This is a genomic window from Erwinia sp. S38 (assembly GCF_016624545.1).
GTDB lineage: Bacteria > Pseudomonadota > Gammaproteobacteria > Enterobacterales > Enterobacteriaceae > Erwinia > Erwinia coffeiphila.
The window spans coordinates 1-18024 of sequence record NZ_JACVTS010000036.1; the positions used below are offsets into that span (position 1 = coordinate 1).

The window sequence follows — 18024 nt, forward strand, 5'->3', positions numbered from 1 at the left end:
AACGCAGAAAGGAAGCCAGGATTCCCCCGCATGGACGCGGGGGAAAGGCGCCCCCCGGGGGGGGGCCCTCTTCTGGTTTTCAGCGTTCGGAAATGGTTTAAACGAGCGTCATGCAGCACTCAGCGAGGATAAAAACAGGTACGTTGCTTCATTCACCTTATTCGTCATCCTCAAGCTAACTCATCATTCTCAAGCTTATCCACAATCCTCACGATCATTCATAATCCTCAAGTTCCGGCGGTGCCGTCATCGGCAGCGAAATCACAAAATTTGCGCCACCCTGCGGGCGGTTTTCCGCATGAATCTCCCCGTCATGCATCGCGACAATCGCCTGGCAGATTGCTAACCCCAGCCCAACGCCCGGCACCGATGACTCTTTATTGCCGCGAGAGAATTTTTCAAAAATCTTCCTCTCCTGCCCGGCAGGTATCCCCGGACCGCTGTCCCACACGATAATCTCCAGCCGTGAAACCGCCCCCTCAGTCCTGCGAGCGCGAATGCCCAGCTCGGCCTCCGCCCCGGCATATTTCAAAGCGTTCTCCAGCAGATTTGCCAGCACCCGCTCCATCAGCGGTGCGTCCACGTCAATCAGCAGCAGCTCCGGCGGCAGATCCAGCTGAACGGTGCGGTCAGCCAGGGAAGCATTCATGGTACGCAGCGTGCTGCCAATCAGTTCATCCAGCGCCATCCACTCGCGTTTAAGGTGGAAGCCGCCGGACTGTAGCCGCGCCATATCCAGCAGATTATTGACCAGCCGGATGGTGTTCAGCGTCTGTTCACGCATCGCGCTGGCCTGCGGCGCATACGGCGAGTTTTCGCTGGCGAGATCCAGCGTCAGGATTTCCGCCTGGCCGAACAGCACCGTCAGCGGCGTACGCAGGTCGTGGGAAAGCGCGGATAACAACGCGTTGCGCAGCTGTTCGCGCTCCGCCGCCAGTCTGGACGCCGCCTCCCGCTGGCTGAGCGCCATGCGCTCCAGCGCGTTAGCGATCAGCACGGTAAAGGTTTCCACCAGCCGCTGCTGTTCCGGGATCATCAGCTGGCGCAGATTCAGCGGTTCGAGGATCAGCAGGCCAAGCGTCTCGCTGCCGCTTTTTAACGGCAGCATCAGCCAGGGTACGCCGGGCAGCGTGTCGGTCCCGGCACCGGCGGGCTGGCCCTTGGTAAAGCTCCAGTGGGCGATAGCGCGGTCCGGCTGAGCGCTGAGATGTGGTTCGCCCACCACCTTCAGCTCGCCCTGCTCATCAGGCAGATGCAGCTCGCTGCGCGCCTGTAAGGTACTTTCCAGGCTGTGCTGGAGGATCGCGGCGATGTCCTGCTGGCTGAGCGCCCGGCTGAGTGCTTTTGCCATACCGTACAGGTGCTGCGCCCGCTGCTCGCGATAGCGCGCCACCCTTGCCTGATAGCGCACGCCCGCCGTCAGATTGCCGACGATCACCCCCACCGCCAGCATCACGCCGAAAGTCACCAGATACTGCACATCCGACACCGCCATGGTGCCGGTGGGTGCAACAAACACCAGGTCAAAGGCAATAATATTTAGCAGCGTGGCCACCACCGACGGCCAGCGGCCATAGCGCAGCGCCACCACCACCACCGCCAGCAGGTAGACCATCACCAGGTTGACGGAATCAACGCGCGGCAGCAGCCAGCGCCCGGCCAATGTCACCACAACGCACAGCAGCAGCGCCGCCACGCAGCCGTGCAGCTGCGCGCGCCAGCGGCTATCGTTCGCGGCGTTCTGTCTTGCCAGCGGCGGGCCGACATCCGCAGGCGGATCGTCGAGGGCGACGATCAGAATATCGAGATCCGGCCCCAGCTCCGCAAGGCGATCGGCAAAGCGCTCGCGCCACCAGCGTTTACTGGGGCGGCGGCCAAGGATAATTTTGCCGAGGTTATGATCGCGGGCGTAGCGCAGCACCGCGCGGGCTTCGCGGGTGTCGGAGAGGGTGGCGGTTTCTGCCCCCAGATCGCGCGCCAGCTGGAGCGTGCGTAAAATTCCGCGCCGCCGGGCTTCCGGCAGGCGATACAGTCGCGGGGTTTCCACGTACACCGCATGCCAGACGCAGTCGAGTCGCCCTGCCAGCCGGGCGGCGCTGCGCACCAGCTTTTCGCTGCCGCCGTTGTCGCCGATGCACAGCAGGATCGCATCGCGGGTGTGCCAGACTTTTTCACGGCCCTGCGTCTCACGCCAGGCGCGCATCTGGTCGTCAACGCGATCGGCGGTTCTGCGCAGCGCCAGCTCGCGCAGGGCGATCAGGTTGCCCTTGCGGAAGAAGTTTTCGATGGCGCGCTCGGCCCCCGCACCGATGTAGACTTTGCCCTCTTTCAGCCGCTGACGCAGATCGTCCGGCGGCAGATCCACCAGTACCACTTCGTCGGCGGCGTCAAAGAACGGGTCCGGCACCGTTTCCCGCACGCGAATACCGGTCACGCCGCCCACCACGTCGTTCAGGCTTTCGAGGTGCTGCACGTTAACCGTGGTCATCACATCAATGCCCGCGTCCAGCAGTTCTTCGATATCCTGCCAGCGTTTGGGGTGCCGCGAGCCACGGGCGTTGCTGTGCGCCAGCTCGTCCATCAGGATCACCGCCGGATGGCGGGCCAGCGCGGCATCAAGGTCGAACTCCGAGTAGCGCTGCTGCCCGGTGGCGCGGCGTGGCAGTACGGTCAGCCCGGCCAGCAGCGCCGCGGTTTCCGGGCGATCGTGGGTTTCAACGATGCCGACCAGCACCTCCAGCCCCTGGCCGCGCAGGCGCTGTGCCTCCTGCAGCATCGACCAGGTTTTACCCACCCCGGCACAGGCACCAAAGTAGATTTTTAGTTTGCCACGGCCCTCAACCGCCGCCTGGCGCAGCAGCGCATCCGGGTCCGGGCGCTGGAGTTCATCGTTCATAATGCTCCCTGTGATCAAAACGGCGAAAAGCCGCACCGGATTAACATCGCCGTGCGGCCCGTTACATCAGCCCATTAAGGCCACCTTTGTACTACATGGCATCCAGGGCCAGATTCAGCGCCAGCACGTTGACCGTCGGATCGCCGATAAACGCCGGCATCGGCGTGTGGATCTGCTGCTCAATCAGCTTCTGCACCACGCCCAGCGGCAGCTGCCTCGCCGCCGCAATGCGGGGAGCCTGCCAGCGCGCCGCCTGCGGTGAAATCTCCGGGTCGAGTCCGCTACCGGATGCGGTCAGCAGATCCACCGGTATCGAACCCACGGCCTGCGGATTGGCCGCACGCAGCGCCGCCGCACGCTGTTCCAGCACCTGGTCAAGCGCCGGGTTGCTCGCCGCCAGGTTGCTGCCGGAAGAGGCCAGCGGATTATAGGGCGCATCACCGGTAGCCGAAGGACGCCCCTGGAAATAGCCCGGCTGGCTGAAGTTCTGCCCGATCAGTGCAGAACCTCGCGCTTCTCCCCGCAGCTCAATCAGCGAACCGGCGGCCTGATGCGGGAACCACCACTGCGCCAGCCCGGTGGTCAGTAAAGGATAAAATACGCCGACAACCAGCGTCAGTAGTAACAGTAAAAACAGTGCGGGGCGACATTGACTCATGATAGTTCTCCTTACGCCAGACCGGTAACGGTCAGCAGCATATCGATCAGCTTGATACCGGCGAACGGCACCAGCAGCCCGCCCACGCCGTACAGCCACAGGTTACGGCGCAGCAGTGCCGCCGCGCTCAGCGGACGGTAGCTCACGCCCTTCAGCGCCAGCGGGATCAGAAACACGATAATCAGCGCGTTAAAGATCACCGCCGACAGCATCGCCGAGGTAGGGGAATGCAGGTGCATGACGTTGAGCATATTCAGCTGCGGGTAGGTCGCCGCAAAAGCCGCCGGGATGATGGCGAAGTACTTCGCCACGTCGTTGGCGATGCTGAACGTGGTCAGCGACCCGCGGGTCATCAGCATCTGCTTACCGATATGCACCACCTCCAGCAGTTTGGTCGGGTTGGAGTCCAGATCGACCATGTTCCCCGCCTCTTTCGCAGCTTGAGTACCGGAGTTCATCGCTACCGCCACGTCGGCCTGCGCCAGCGCTGGCGCATCGTTGGTGCCGTCACCGGTCATCGCCACCAGGCGGCCTTCCGCCTGATACTGACGGATCAGAGCCAGCTTGGCTTCCGGCGTGGCTTCCGAGAGGAAGTCATCCACCCCGGCTTCGGCGGCGATGGCAGCGGCGGTCAGCGGGTTATCGCCGGTGATCATGATGGTTTTAATGCCCATTTTGCGCATTTCAGCGAAGCGCTCTTTGATACCGCCTTTAACGATGTCCTTCAGCTCCACCACGCCCATCACTTTCGCGCCGTCGCAGACCACCAGCGGCGTGCCGCCCGCCCGCGCCACCTGTTCCACCAGGCCGTTCACTTCCGGCGGGAACTGGCCGCCGTTACTGTCAATATGGCGGCGCACTGCATCCACCGCGCCCTTGCGCACGGCACGCTGCTGCACGTTAACCCCGCTCATGCGCGTCTGCGCCGAGAACGGGATAAAAGTGGCGTCCATGCTGCTCAGATCGCGTTCGCGCAGGTTAAATTTCTGCTTCGCCAGCACCACAATACTGCGCCCTTCCGGGGTTTCATCGGCCAGCGACGCCAGCTGCGCCGCATCGGCCAGCTGTTCCGCCGTCACGCCCGGCGCGGGCAGAAACTGCGTCGCCTGCCGGTTGCCGAGGGTGATGGTGCCGGTTTTATCCAGCATCAGCACGTCAACGTCACCCGCCGCCTCAACCGCGCGGCCGCTGGTCGCAATCACGTTGGCCGCCAGCATGCGGCTCATGCCCGCCACACCGATCGCCGACAGCAGGCCGCCGATGGTGGTGGGGATCAGGCAGACCAGCAGCGCCACCAGTACGGTGATGCTGACCGTGCTACCGCCCCAGGCGGAGAACGGATACAGCGTCGCGGTGGCCAGCAGGAAGACGATGGTCAGCGCCACCAGCAGGATGGTCAGGGCGATCTCGTTCGGCGTTTTACGCCGCGTTGCACCTTCCACCATGGCAATCATTCGATCGAGGAAGGTTTCCCCCGGATTCACGCTGCACTGAACCACCAGCCAGTCGGAAAGAATGCGCGTCCCGCCGGTCACCGAGGAAAAATCCCCGCCGGATTCACGGATCACCGGGGCAGATTCCCCGGTGATGGCGCTTTCATCCACCGACGCGCCGCCGGACAGCACTTCGCCGTCGCAGGGGATGATGTCCCCGGCTTCCACCAGCACCCAGTCGCCTTTGCGCAGGCTGTCCGCCGCCACCGGCTGATGACTGGCTCCGTAGCGCGCCTCGCTGAGCTTTTTGGCAAAGCTGGTTTTGGTCACGCCTTTCAGGCTGTTGGCCTGCGCCTTGCTGCGCCCTTCCGCCAGCGCTTCGGCAAAGTTAGCAAACAGTACGGTAAACCACAGCCACAGAGAGATAGCGGCGGTGAAACCCGCCTCGCCCGGGGTTTTCCCTGCCGCCATGGCGATCGCCAGCAGTGTAGTAATGACGCTGCCCAGCCACACCACAAACATCACCGGATTGCGCACCTGTACGCGCGGGTCCAGTTTTTTCAGCGCATCAAGCAGCGCCACGCCGATCAGCGCGCTGTCAAACAGCGCCTGTTGATTCCGACTCATCTCGTGATTCTCCGCTCGTTAACGACTGAGCATGTGCAGATGTTCCGCCACCGGGCCCAGAGCCAGTGCCGGGATAAAGGTCAGTGCGCCCACCAGCAGCACGGTACCAATCAGCAGGGCAATAAACAGCGCGCCGTGGGTAGGCAGCGTACCGTTGCCCTGCGGCTGGATTTTCTTCCGTGCCAGAGAACCGGCAATAGCCAGTACCGGAATGATGATGCCGAAACGGCCCACCAGCATGCAGAACGCCAGCAGCAGGTTCCAGAACGGCGTGTTGGCGCTGAGTCCACCGAAGGCGCTGCCGTTGTTGTTGGCCGCCGAGGAAACCGCATACAGCACTTCGGAAAAACCGTGGGTGCCGGGGTTCAGCATCGCGCTGCGCCCCGCGTCGGTCATCATCGCCAGTGCAGTGCCCAGCAGAACCAGCGTCGGCGTCACCAGGATCGCCAGCGCGGTCATTTTCATCTCCCAGACGTCGATCTTTTTGCCGAGGTATTCCGGCGAGCGACCGATCATCAGCCCGGCGATAAACACCGCCAGCAGCACGAACAGCAGCATGCCGTACAGTCCCGCACCCACGCCGCCAAACACCACCTCACCGATCTGCATCAGCCACATCGGCACCATGCCGCCCAGCGCGGTAAAGGAGTCGTGCATCGCGTTTACCGCACCGCAGGAAGCCGCCGTGGTGATCACCGCGAACAGGCTGGAGTTGAGGATGCCGAACCGCGTCTCTTTCCCTTCCATATTGGCGGCGGTATCCGCCCCCAGCGTCAGGAAATGCGGGTTGCCCTGTAGCTCCGCCCACATCACCACCGCCACGGCGGCGATAAACATCAGCGACATCGCCCACAGCAGCGTATGGCCCTGACGCCGGTCGCGCAGCGCGTCGCCGAAGGCAAAGCACAGCGCCGCCGGGATCAGGAAAATCGACAGCATCTGCACGAAGTTACTCAGCGCAGTGGGGTTTTCAAACGGGTGCGCGGAGTTGGCGTTAAAGAAGCCGCCGCCGTTAGTCCCGAGCATTTTGATCGCTTCCTGCGAGGCCACCGGCCCCATCGGCAGCACCTGTTTCGCGCCCTCCAGCGTGGTCAGCTCCACATAGCCGTGCAGGTTCTGAATTACGCCCTGGCTGACCAGGAATAGCGCCATCAGCAGAGAGAGCGGCAGCAGAACATAAAGGGTGATGCGGGTGATATCGCGCCAGGCGTTACCCAAATCGTCCAGCGCGCGGTTGGCAAAGCCCCGGATCAGCGCAAAGGCAACGGCGATACCGGTGGCGGCAGAGAGGAAGTTCTGCACGGTTAAACCGACCATCTGGCTGAAATAGCTCAGGGTGCTTTCCCCGGCGTAGGACTGCCAGTTGGTGTTGGTGACAAAGCTGACCGCGGTGTTCAGCGCCAGATGCCAGCTCAGCCCCGGCAGCCCCTGCGGGTTCAGCGGCAGGTGTGCCTGGTTAAGCAGCATCAGGAACAGCAGCACCAGCCCAAGGGCATTAAACAGCAGGATTGCCAGCAGATAGCGCTGCCAGTTCATCCCCCCCGGCGCAACGCAGCTCACCCGCCACAGCAGGCGCTCGGTAGCGGCCAGGCCCGGCACGGGACGGTCGGCAATCAGCCACGCCAGACCGCTGCCCAGCGGACGGGCAAGTACCAGCAGCAGCACCATGTAACAGCCGATCAGTAAAAAGGCGGAGGCAGCCATCAGAACTCCTCCGCGTTAAGCAGGGCATAAATCAGATAACCCAACAGGGCAAACACCAGCACAATGCCGGTTATAACAGCAGCGCTCACAGCACACCTCCAGAGGCGTTTCAGATGGTTGATATTGTTGCGAGCGGCGTGCAAAGTTGGTGTAAAAATGCGGGGTCAGGGTGTAAAAAAAGTATAAAAATGGACTGATTTTTCAGCAGTTATGGCCCGCTCAGCCCAGCAGCGGCACACAGAATGGCATTGCCATCAGCGCGAGAAGAAGTATTCCAGCAGCGGCTTCAGCACCGCGCTCTCCGCATGCTGCTGGTAGTAAATTAGCGCCAGCCTGTCGGCAGCGGCCTGTAGCTCCGGCACCGGCAGCGAGATCATCCCGGCTTCAGTTTCCGACTCGGCCAGCGACGGCACCAGCGCCACCGCCACGCCCTGCCGCACCAGTTGCTTCATTACCGGCAGAGCGCTGGCCTGCGCCACAATGTTCGGCGTCAGCCCGGCCTGGGTAAAGCACTGCATCACCCGATCGTACATGCCGAAACCGGTTTTACGCCGCAGCAGCACCAGCGGCTGCGCGGCCAGCTGTGCCAGCGTGACGGAGGGCAGTGCGGCCAGCGGTGTATCGGCCAGGCACAGGGCGCGGACGTTGAGCTGATTGAGTGGGATACTGGCGATATTGTGCGGGTTCAGCGTCAGCGGCAAATGGATCAGTGCGGCATCCACCTGACGCCGCTCCAGCAGTTCTTCCAGCCACGGCGGGTCGCCCTGATACAGCGAGAATTGCAGATTGGGGTAGCGCAAACGCAGCGCGGCGATGGCTTCGGCCAGCAGGCTGATGCCCATATCCACGCAGCCCAGGCGCACCACGCCGCGCTGACCTTCGCTGAAGGCGCGCATTTCACTGTCGATATTCTGCGCCTGCAACAGCAGATCCCCGGCGCGCTGGTAGAGGTAGCGCCCGGCGTCGGTGGGGATCATCCCGCGCGACGTTCGCTCGAACAGCACCACGTCCCACTGGGCTTCCAGCTGCTGTAACGCCTTGCTGATTGGCGGCTGGGCGGTAAACAGCACCGCAGAAGCCGCCGAAATCGAGCCTTTCTCCACTACTGTTTTAAAGTAATACAGGGGCTTGAGTTTCAACATCGCAGAGTTTTCCTGTACCGAAGAACCAGATAACTCCTTTTTTACACCAACGTTCGGTACAGAAACACCACGCATCGTGCCCGCTCAGGTATCAATAGTGAAAATCCGGCAGAAAACGCCGCACGTCGACCTCTTTAAACTCGCAGCGCTGGAAGTGGCTTTTCAGCGCATACGGCACGGTACAGTCGAAAATGGTTTTGCAGGCGATGCCCTTCGCGGCAATGCTCGGGCTGTATTCCGGGATCTGCGACGGGTCGAGTGGATGGCAGCGCACGCCGGGAATAAAGACCGTATCCACATCGCCCTGATAGCGCGTCTGCATCGCCCACAGCACGTCGTTGCTGTCGAAAATATCCACGTCTTCGTCTACCAGCATCACATGCTTCAGCTCGGGGAATGCCGCAAAGGCCAGCAGCGCAGCCTGGCGCTGGCGTCCTTCATCCGCCGGAATGCTTTTCTTAAACTGCATCACCGCCATCAGCTTGCCGCCGCCGGAAGAGTGGGCGAAAACGTTGAGCAGGCGGCCCGGCATCGCCCGCTCCACCATGCCGAGAATGCTGGCCTCGGTGGGAATACCGGCCATGTTGACGTGCTCTTCGCTACAGCCGATGGTGTGCTGCAGGATCGGATGGCGGCGATGGGTGACCGCCTTCACCTTGATCACCGGCAGCGACGGGTTTGCGGGGCCGGTATAGCCGGGGAACTCCGGCATCGCTTTGCCGGTATTCGTATTGCGATCTTCCCGGTAGCGCACTTCCGGCATCAGCTCGCCTTCGATCACCACCTCCGCATGAGCTATCGCCCGGGCATTCACCGCCACGCCCTGCGCCAGCTCTACCGCCTTACCGCGCAGCGCCCCGGCAATGTTCAGCTCGTCAAAGCCCAGCGGCGTGGTCGGCGGCTCAAAGCAGGCACCGACATAAATCGCCGGATCGACCCCAAGGCTGATGGTGATCGGTAGCGCGTTGCCTGCCGCTTCCGCTTTCGCGCGGAAGACGTCCAGGTGGCGTCCGGGGGCAAAGTACATCGACAGCTCGTCCGGCCCCTGCATGCACAGGCGATGAATGGTGATATCGGATTCGCCGGTTTCCGGGTCGGTGGCGTAGCACAGCCCCATGGTGAAATAGGGACCGGCATCCTCTTCGGTATTGGTCGGCGCGGGCAGCAGCGTGCGGATATCAAAACCCGGCTCGCTGGCGAGGTGAACCACCTCCTGGCAGGGAATGTGCGCGCTCTGCGTCAGGACGGGAGGAAGGGGATTTTTCACCGAGTTCATCAGCAGATGGCCCAGCCTGTCCGGCTCACAGCCCAGCAGCGCACCGACGCGGCGGCGCGAGGCCAGCACCCCGGTCACCACGCGGAAATCCGCAAAGCCTTTCACCCGATTAAACAACATCGCCGGGCCTTCACGCGTTGGTCGCCGGGTGGTCCCGGCCGCGCCAACATAGCGATAAACGCCCGACAGCTCGGCATGGGGGTCAACCTCGGTGTCGGTGCTGACCAGCTCGCCGTCCATTGCCGCCAGCCGCGCCAGCGCGGAGCGGAGATCGTAAACCGTCTCGGTCATGGTTATCTTCCTCAGTGAGTCATGGCCCCCAGTATGTGATGCGCCCGGCGACCGTGAATATGACTGAAAAGCTAACCCGCTATACCTTTTGGCTAATGCGCGGCATCAGGACTTCAGCGAGACGTCCTTAATCTGCGCCTTCGGTTTTACACTGCCAGTCACCAGCCATACCGCCACGATAATCACCAGCCCGCCGCCGATAAAGCCGCTGGAGATCGTCTCGCCGAGAAACAGGTAGCCCCACAGCACGCCAAAAGGTGGGATCAGGAAGGTGACGGTGAGCGTTTTCAACGGACCGATATCGGCAATCAGGCGGAAGAACAGAATATAGGCCCAGGCGGTGCACACCAGTCCCAGTGCCAGCACGCAGAGCCAGACGCCGGGGTGCTGCCAGTCCACCGCGGGCTGGACGGCGACCGAAGTGATAAAGATCGGCAGCATAAACAGGGTGGCCCCCATCTGGCTGCCGAGCGCCACCAGTTTGGCATCCAGCCCGCCGCGATCGCCGATCCATTTTTTGGTGAGGAACCCGGCCATCGCGTAACAGGCGGTGGCGACCAGACAGGCGGCGATGCCCAGCAGCACATCGTGGGTCAGCGCCAGGCTGCCGGTGGTGGTCAGCAGCACAATTCCCGCTAATCCCAGCACCACGCCGCTAAGCTTACGCAGCGTAAACTGTTCGCTGAACAGCAGGCCGCCGATCAGCACGCCCATCAGCGGCGTGGTGGCATTCAGAATGGCGGAATAGCCTGCGGGAAGCCATTTTGCCGCCAGGCAGTACATCACAAACGGCACGGCGGAGTTGATCACCCCCAGCAGCACTGCCGGCAGCGCTTTACCGTTAAAGGTCAACTTCACCCTCAGAATCAGCAGCAGCGCAATCAGGCCAAGGCAGCCGAAGAAAACGCGCAGAAAAGCGGTATTCAGCGAGCCAAAAACCGGCGTGGCAACCCGCATAAACAGAAAGCTGGCGCCCCAGATGGCGGCAAGCAGCAGTAAACGACCCATATCCCCTTGTCTCACTCACTTCTCCCGTTGATATAAATTCACTGCCGCAGGGCGATCCCGTCAGCGGAAAGAGTAGTTATATGCCTCGCCGTCCGGCAAAACAAGCCGTTATCGGCCATGGGGATTTGTTAACGGAAAGTGGGAGCTGTGTCGTGATCTGGAAAGGTGAGAATGTGAAAGACTTCTCATTAGTCTGCCGGGGTGCTTAAATCCGCTATCTGCACTTTACTTTAAACGATGAAGGGTTGATTCATCATCGATCGGAGGTTTTATGCTGTCCTCACATACCCTTAGCATCGCTATTCCCCGTAACTGGGTCGATTTATATGAAACCATCTGGAAACCGGAATTCTTTCCTAAATGGGCTTCCGGGCTGAGCAAAACGCCGCTGGAGCAGGATGGCAACATCTGGCGCGGTAAAGGCCCGCTGGGTGCGGTGAAAGTGCGTTTTACCGAACATAACCCGTTCTGCATTATGGATCACTACGTGGATACCGGCCTCAGCAAAGAGATTTTCGTGCCGATGCGTATTGTCGCCAACGGCACCGGATCGCAGGTGCTGATTACGGTGTTCCGCCAGCCGCTGCTCTCAGACGATCGTTTTGCTCAGGAGCTGGAGATGGTAAAACAGGACTTGCAGACGCTGCACACCCTGCTGACCACCTGATAACGCGCACAGGGATGTCAGTCATTACGGAAAGGAGAATCTGATGCAGAAAATTATTTTTGATACCGATATCGGCGTGGATGACGCCTTCGCGCTGGCCTATGCGCGATGACCCGTTTGCCGCTGCCGGCATTCAGAAACTGTGCCTGGCGGTGGACAGCGAACGGGTCAAAGCGCATTTCCTGGCGGCGCTGCGCGGTTAAACCTGCGGGGCTCAGAAGCGGATAACGCCTTTAATCAGCCCGCGGTTGTTAATCACCTGCTGTTCGAAAATCTCAGCCAGCGCGGCAAACTCAAAGCGCTGGTTGAGCATCATCTCGGCGGTAATTTTTCCTTCAGCCATCAGGCTGGCAACACGCTCAAAGTCCTGGCGGGTGGCGTTGCGGCTGCCCATCAGCGTGGTTTCTTTTTTGTGGAATTCCGGGTCAGGGATCTGAATATCACCCTTGTGCAGGCCAACGAAAACCAGCGTGCCACCGTGGGCCATCAGACGTACCGCGCCGTTCATCGCCGCCGCATTCCCGGTGGCATCAATCACCGTGGACGGCAGCTGGCCGTTGAACTGATTACGCAGCTGCTGCGGGAAATCTTCCGCCGCCGCATCCAGCGCCACCAGCTTCAGGTTCTGCTCCACGTGTTGCCTGCGGAACTCGCTGGTATCCGCTACCACCACATTAGCGCCAGACGCATGAGCAATGGCGGCAACGCCCAGCCCGATCGGCCCGGCACCCACGACCAGCAGATTACTGCCCGGCTCCGGTGCCGCGCGGCGTACCGCATGTGCGCTGATGGCAAAAGGCTCAACCAGCGCGGCCGCGTCAGGGTCAATGCCCTCTGCCGACAGCAGGTTTTTCACCGGCACGCTGAGGTAGTCACAGAAACCGCCGTCCTGATGCACGCCGATCACTGAGATGTTTTCGCAGCAGTTGGTTTTGCCGCTCAGGCAGGCTGAACACTGTTCGCAGGAGAGGTACGGGATCACCGCCGCGCGCTGGCCCACTTTCCAGCCGCTAACGCCTTCGCCCAGCTCCACCACCTCGCCGCAGAGTTCATGCCCCAGCACGCGTGGATAGCTGAAAAACGGCTGATTGCCGCCCCACGCGTGAATATCGGTGCCGCAAATTCCGGCGCTGATAATTTTCAGCAGCGCTTCACCCGCAGCAGGCTGCGGTTTATTACGCGTCTGGTAAGCCATCTGTTTCGGCTCCAGACACACCAGCGTATTCATCGTTGTCATGGTTTTTCTCCGTTGTCTGCACAGGGTTATGGCGCAAATCAATCGGCGCGTTTTGTTAAAGAATTGGATCTGTGAGCCAGCGCGCCTTTCGCTGTTCTGAATTGGTTTTTAATAGATAAAAAACCGGGAGAAGCCATGAGCCGCACGCAGAATCTTCGTCATAACGTCGTGAATCAGATGCTGGAAGCCATCGCCCAGCAGCACATTCCTTCACCGCTGCCGCCCCAGGCCGCCCTGGCGGAAATGTTTAACATCAGCCGCACCACCGTGCGCCACTCGCTGGACCACCTGGAGCAGTGTGGCGTGCTGGAAAAGGTCAACGGCAGCTGGGTCATCGCCCGTCAGCCCGATGATGCCGATGGCTTTGCCGCAACGCTGCCGGGGCCGGAAGCGCAGACAAATCTGGTAGAACAGGCGTTTTTTCAAATGATTAACCAGCGCCAGCTGATGGCCGGCGACAGTTTTTCCGAACTGCAGCTGGCGCAGGCGGTGGGCGTGAGTCCACTGGCGGCGCGGGAGTTTTTGCTGCGCTTCTGCCGCTACGGGCTGATTGAAAACGTGCGGCGCGGCCACTGGCTGATGAAGAAATTTGACCAGGAATACGCGGAGAAGCTGTTTGAGCTGCGCGAGATGCTGGAGATCCACGCCCTCAAGCGCTTTATCAATTTGCCCGCCGACGACCCGCGCTGGATTGCCGCCCGTGACCTGCTGAGCCGACACCGCCAGATGCGCGACACCATCGCCACCAGCTATCGTAACTTCTCGCAGTTGGACCGCGAGATGCACAAACTCATCCTCTCAGCGGCGAATAATCCCTTTTTCGATCAGTCTCTTGAGGTGATTTCGGTCATTTTCCACTTCCACTATCTGTGGGATGAAAGCGACCTGAAGCAGCGCAACATCGTGGCGCTGGAGGAGCATCTGGCGATCCTCACCGCGCTGGTCAGCCGCAACGATGTGGAAGCGATCATCGAATTTCACCGCCATCTGATTACCGCCAAGGAGTCGATGCAGCGTTCAATCCGTCAGTATCGCGGCTGATTTTTTGACCGTTTTCGGGTTTTTATCGATAAAAGCCATCAACCACAGTAATTAAAAGCCGATTAAAAACCGTAAATCGCCGCCTGCCGCACGAAAAAGATAACAAGTTGGCAACACCGACTTCGGCCGCCACTAGTCTGCTATTCAGCCTTACTTCAACCCTGTTCTGGCCGTGGTTTTTAAAGCAGTTCCGCGGCCCGATGCTAATAACAATACTTTTTATACCCGGGGAGTACCGTATGGAAAATAGCCAGACCGTTCGCGGTCAAAACCGCCCTGCCAGCCACGAAGAGCCAAAGGCCACCGTGGTGCCAGAGCGCGGTCCGCTGCAGCGCTCGGCGCGCATTAAGCGCGTACAAACCACCGCGATGATCCTGCTGTTCCTCGCGGCGATTATTAACTACCTCGACCGCAGCTCGCTGTCCGTGGCTAACCAGACCATCCGTGGTGACCTGGGCCTGAGCGGCACCGAAATCGGTATTCTGCTTTCCGCCTTCTCGCTGGCGTACGGTATCGCTCAGCTGCCGTGCGGCCTGCTGCTGGACCGTAAAGGCCCACGCATTATGCTCGGCGTCGGTATGTTCGTCTGGTCCTGCTTCCAGGCCCTGGCGGGTATGGTGCAGAACTTTACTCAGTTTGTGTTGGTACGCATCGGTCTGGGGATTGGCGAAGCGCCGATGAACCCGTGCGGCGTTAAGGTGATTAACGACTGGTTTAACATCCGCCATCGCGGTATGCCGATGGGTATTTTCAACGCTGCCTCCACCATTGGTCTGGCTATCAGCCCGCCGATCCTGGCAGCAATGATGCTGACGATGGGCTGGCGTGCGATGTTTATTACTATCGGCGTGCTGGGGATTGTCCTTTCCATCGGCTGGTACACCATCTACCGCAACCGTAATAACAACACTCTGACCCAGGAAGAAATTAACTATCTGGAAGCGGGCAGCGTAGTGGCGAAAAAAGAGCCGATGACCATGAAAGAGTGGCGCGGCCTGTTCAAGAACCGCACCATGTGGGGCATGATGATCGGCTTCAGCGGCATCAACTACACCGCATGGCTGTATCTGGCCTGGCTGCCGGGCTACCTGCAGGCAACCTACAATCTGGACCTGAAAAGCACCGGCTGGATGACGGCGATCCCGTTCCTGTTTGGCGCGGCGGGCATGCTGCTGAACGGCTATGTGGTTGATGCAGTCGTCAACCGCGGCGCGCATCCGCTGAAAACCCGTAAGGTGTGCATTATTGCCGGTATGCTGCTTTCTGCCGCTTTTACCGCCGTCGTGCCGCATGCCACTACAACATGGAGCGCGGTCCTGCTGATCGGCATGGCGCTATTCTGCATCCACTTCGCTGGCACATCGTGCTGGGGCCTGATCCACTGCTCGGTCACCGCGCGTATGACCGCCTCAGTGGGCAGTATTCAGAACTTTGCCAGCTTCGTGTTTGCCTCGTTTGCTCCGGTCCTGACCGGCTGGATACTCGATACAACCGGTTCATTCAGCATGGCGTTAACTGTTTGTGCCTGCGTAACGGTGATCGGCGCACTCTCCTATCTGTTTATCGTCCGCGACCCGATTGTGGATGCCTGATAAACCCGCTGCTGCCGCGCCTTTCGGTGCGGCAGCACAACTGCCTGCTCCTGCTTCAGGGAAAGTTTTCCGCGATAATCCAGCCAGTCTGTCCCCACTCTCCCACTCGCAGAAAACGGTCAATATTTTTGACTAACATCAGCAAATCACTCCGCTATCACAATGTTTTCCATCGGCCTATCATTGCTTTCAACGAAGGCAAACCGCCTTACACAAACAAAACAACTGAAGGAATGACACCATGAAATCTATCAAAACTTTTGCTGCAGTTATCGCCCTGTCCGTAGTTTCTTTCGGCAGCTTCGCTCAGACCGTTACCGCGACCGGTTCAACCATCGACAGCGCTGAAGCGAAAATTGCCGCTCAGGCTCAGCAGGCTGGCACCTCTTACCGCATCATTGAAGCCAACAGCAACAACGGCGTGCATATGACTGCCGAGCTGGTCAAATAAGACGTCTTACCGTAGTACCGGCAGTGCCCGAACCCTGACCATCAGGGGACGGGCATGCTGTATTTCAGCCGCCCGTAATGCCCATCCAGCCGTGTATCCCCATATAAATCCCCACCAGCGCAATCAGCGCACTGCTGAACCAGGGTGCCCGCTGCGCCAGCGTATTGAATCCGCTCCAGCGCTTCGTTGCCTGCCGCATACTCATCGCCGCCACCACGCCAACCGTCACCAGCGTCAGTGCCAGGCCGATACTGAAGCAGAAAACCAGCAGCGCCCCCAACGACAGCGCCTTCATCTGAATGCACAGCAGCAGCACGGTGATCGCCGCCGGACAGGGGATCAGCCCGCCGGTTAAGCCAAACAGTACGATCTGCCCGGTGGTCACTTTGCGATGGGCGAAACGACGCTGGATATCGCTGGCATGGGCACGCGCATGGGCGTCCTGATAGTCATCGCTGCGCAGATCGATACGCGGCAGCGTCAGTGCCCCCTGCGTGGAGTGAGCAGCCTCGCCGTGATGATGCCCGGATGCGTGTTCATGTCGGTGGTCATTATCTTCATGCGTATGACGGTCATGATGATGGGGAGCGTAACGGGCGCTGAGGATCTGCCCCTGCACCTGAGCGGGTCGATATACATGCAGCAGACTTTGGTGAGCGGAATCGGCATGAGTATGGTCATGAGATTGCTGATGACCATACTCATCGCTGTGGTCATGACCATGAGAGTGTCCATTATGACGATCGTGAGCCTGGTCATGGGAATGACTGTGTCCATGATGATGCTCGTGAGCCTGGTCATGAGAGTGACTGTGCCCGTGATGATGATCGTGTGAGTGGTCATGGGAATGACTGTGCCCGTGGTGATGATCGTGTGCGTGCTGGCTTTCGCGGCGGATGCGCCAGAACATCCATGCTGCGGTGGCCAGAATAATCACCCCGGATGCCAGCTGGAACCACGGCTCTGTCGTTGCCGCATCAAAGCGACGGCTGAGCATCATGCCGCCCAGCGCAATCGCCCACACCACCAGCGTGTGGGAAATCGTCGCTGCAAGTCCCAGCAGCACCGCCTGTTTGACCGTCCCTCGCACCGCAATAATAAACGCCGCCATCATCGTTTTGGAGTGTCCGGGCTCCAGCCCGTGCAGTGCGCCTAACAGAATAGCACCGGGAATAAACAGCCAAACGTTGCCGGCCCCCTGCTGCAACAGCGCAGTAAAATCCATCATTTTTTTGCCTCGGAGAAGCTATCATAGGGAGAAGAACACTGTAAATATACTATACCCCAGTATACTAACCCACAAGATGGAAGCAGCGATGTCACACACAATTGCCGGACAAAAGAAACTTCTGACCCGCGTACGCCGCATTCGCGGCCAGGCAGACGCGCTGGAAAAAGCCCTGCTGGCGGAGACGCCCTGTATCGATATTTTGCAGCAGATCGCCGCCGTTCGCGGTGCGGTGAATGGATTAATGGCAGAAGTGCTGGAAGGGCATATTCGTGAACATCTGCTCGATGAGCAAAGTGAAGCCGCTCAGCGCGAGCAGGATTTAGAGCAGATTGTGGCGGTGATTCGTTCGTATATGAAGTAAAACCATCGGGGCTGCCTTGCCGTATGTGGCCCGGATTAATGCATCAATTTTTTTGACAAAGATAAGCAAATCACTCCGCTATCGCAATGTCTTCCATCGGCCTATCATTGTTTTCAACGAAGGCACACCGCCTTACATAAACAAAACAACTGAAGGAATGACGCCATGAAATCTATCAAAACTTTTGCTGCAGTTATCGCCCTGTCCGTAGTTTCTTTCGGCAGCTTCGCTCAGACCGTGACCGCAACCGGTGCAACTATCGACAGCGCTGAAGCGAAAATTGCCGCTCAGGCTCAGCAGACCGGTTCGTCTTACCGCATCATTGAAGCCAACAGCAACAACGGCGTGCATATGACAGCTCAGCTGATCAAATAAGGCGTCTTATCGCAGTAACGGCAGTGCCCGAACC

17 protein-coding genes are annotated in these 18024 nt (G+C 59.9%); 7 read left to right on the plus strand and 10 right to left on the minus strand.

What is annotated here, in order from left to right:
- Positions 1–214: 214 nt before the first annotated feature.
- From kdpD to IBT46_RS25520, 8 genes are all read right to left on the minus strand, one after another.
- Positions 215–2896 carry a two-component system sensor histidine kinase KdpD gene (gene kdpD, locus IBT46_RS25485; RefSeq protein WP_200547941.1) on the minus strand — a complete coding sequence of 894 codons (2682 nt, stop codon included), beginning with the start codon at positions 2894–2896 and terminating at the stop codon, positions 215–217.
- Between the two features lie 91 nt (positions 2897–2987).
- Positions 2988–3554, minus strand: a complete 567-nt coding sequence (gene kdpC, locus IBT46_RS25490) for a potassium-transporting ATPase subunit KdpC (RefSeq protein WP_200547942.1) — start codon at positions 3552–3554, stop codon at positions 2988–2990.
- Positions 3555–3565: 11 nt separating this feature from the next.
- The gene (gene kdpB, locus IBT46_RS25495; protein WP_200547943.1) at positions 3566–5614 is read right to left on the minus strand and encodes a potassium-transporting ATPase subunit KdpB; all 2049 of its coding nucleotides are present in this window, start codon (positions 5612–5614) and stop codon (positions 3566–3568) included.
- Between the two features lie 18 nt (positions 5615–5632).
- Entirely contained in the window at positions 5633–7318 is a 1686-nt protein-coding gene (kdpA, locus tag IBT46_RS25500) for a potassium-transporting ATPase subunit KdpA (protein ID WP_200547944.1), read from the minus strand.
- Positions 7318–7407 (minus strand): K(+)-transporting ATPase subunit F, encoded by a 90-nt coding sequence (kdpF, locus tag IBT46_RS27800; RefSeq protein WP_105593590.1) that lies wholly within the window; start codon positions 7405–7407, stop codon positions 7318–7320. The genes kdpA and kdpF overlap by 1 nt, the downstream gene beginning before the upstream one ends.
- Positions 7408–7572: 165 nt before the next feature.
- A complete protein-coding gene (locus IBT46_RS25510) occupies positions 7573–8460 on the minus strand; it encodes a LysR family transcriptional regulator (protein ID WP_200547945.1) in 888 nt (295 codons plus the stop codon).
- Positions 8461–8551: 91 nt separating this feature from the next.
- On the minus strand, positions 8552–10027 hold the full coding sequence (locus IBT46_RS25515) for a UbiD family decarboxylase (RefSeq protein ID WP_200547946.1): 1476 nt from the start codon (positions 10025–10027) through the stop codon (positions 8552–8554).
- A 105-nt stretch (positions 10028–10132) separates the two neighbouring features.
- The gene (locus IBT46_RS25520; RefSeq protein WP_200547947.1) at positions 10133–11050 is read right to left on the minus strand and encodes a DMT family transporter; all 918 of its coding nucleotides are present in this window, start codon (positions 11048–11050) and stop codon (positions 10133–10135) included.
- 256 nt (positions 11051–11306) lie between these two features.
- Here IBT46_RS25520 and IBT46_RS25525 point away from each other — a divergent pair, with 256 nt between their 5' ends.
- A complete protein-coding gene (locus IBT46_RS25525; protein WP_105593594.1) occupies positions 11307–11702 on the plus strand; it encodes a polyketide cyclase in 396 nt (131 codons plus the stop codon).
- A 59-nt stretch (positions 11703–11761) separates the two neighbouring features.
- On the plus strand, positions 11762–11905 hold the full coding sequence (locus tag IBT46_RS25530) for a hypothetical protein (protein ID WP_200547948.1): 144 nt from the start codon (positions 11762–11764) through the stop codon (positions 11903–11905).
- Between the two features lie 11 nt (positions 11906–11916).
- Here IBT46_RS25530 and IBT46_RS25535 read toward each other — a convergent pair whose 3' ends face one another.
- Positions 11917–12939 (minus strand): zinc-binding alcohol dehydrogenase family protein, encoded by a 1023-nt coding sequence (locus IBT46_RS25535; RefSeq protein WP_200547949.1) that lies wholly within the window; start codon positions 12937–12939, stop codon positions 11917–11919.
- Positions 12940–13074: 135 nt separating this feature from the next.
- On the opposite strand from IBT46_RS25535, the gene IBT46_RS25540 reads away from it, so the two are divergent.
- The 3 genes from IBT46_RS25540 to IBT46_RS25550 all read left to right on the plus strand — a co-directional run bounded on the left by IBT46_RS25540 (position 13075) and on the right by IBT46_RS25550 (position 16023).
- A complete protein-coding gene (locus IBT46_RS25540) occupies positions 13075–13980 on the plus strand; it encodes a GntR family transcriptional regulator (RefSeq protein ID WP_105593597.1) in 906 nt (301 codons plus the stop codon).
- A gap of 368 nt (positions 13981–14348) precedes the next feature.
- A complete protein-coding gene (locus tag IBT46_RS25545) occupies positions 14349–15572 on the plus strand; it encodes an MFS transporter (RefSeq protein WP_370569532.1) in 1224 nt (407 codons plus the stop codon).
- Positions 15573–15813: 241 nt separating this feature from the next.
- Positions 15814–16023 carry a YdgH/BhsA/McbA-like domain containing protein gene (locus IBT46_RS25550; RefSeq protein WP_105593599.1) on the plus strand — a complete coding sequence of 70 codons (210 nt, stop codon included), beginning with the start codon at positions 15814–15816 and terminating at the stop codon, positions 16021–16023.
- A 64-nt stretch (positions 16024–16087) separates the two neighbouring features.
- On the opposite strand, the gene IBT46_RS25555 is transcribed toward IBT46_RS25550, so the two are convergent.
- On the minus strand, positions 16088–17251 hold the full coding sequence (locus tag IBT46_RS25555) for a nickel/cobalt efflux transporter (protein WP_200547951.1): 1164 nt from the start codon (positions 17249–17251) through the stop codon (positions 16088–16090).
- An 88-nt stretch (positions 17252–17339) separates the two neighbouring features.
- Between IBT46_RS25555 and IBT46_RS25560 the strand changes: the two genes are divergently transcribed.
- Entirely contained in the window at positions 17340–17615 is a 276-nt protein-coding gene (locus IBT46_RS25560) for a metal/formaldehyde-sensitive transcriptional repressor (RefSeq protein WP_200547952.1), read from the plus strand.
- Positions 17616–17780: 165 nt separating this feature from the next.
- Positions 17781–17990, plus strand: a complete 210-nt coding sequence (locus IBT46_RS25565) for a DUF1471 domain-containing protein (RefSeq protein WP_200547953.1) — start codon at positions 17781–17783, stop codon at positions 17988–17990.
- Positions 17991–18024: the final 34 nt, after the last annotated feature.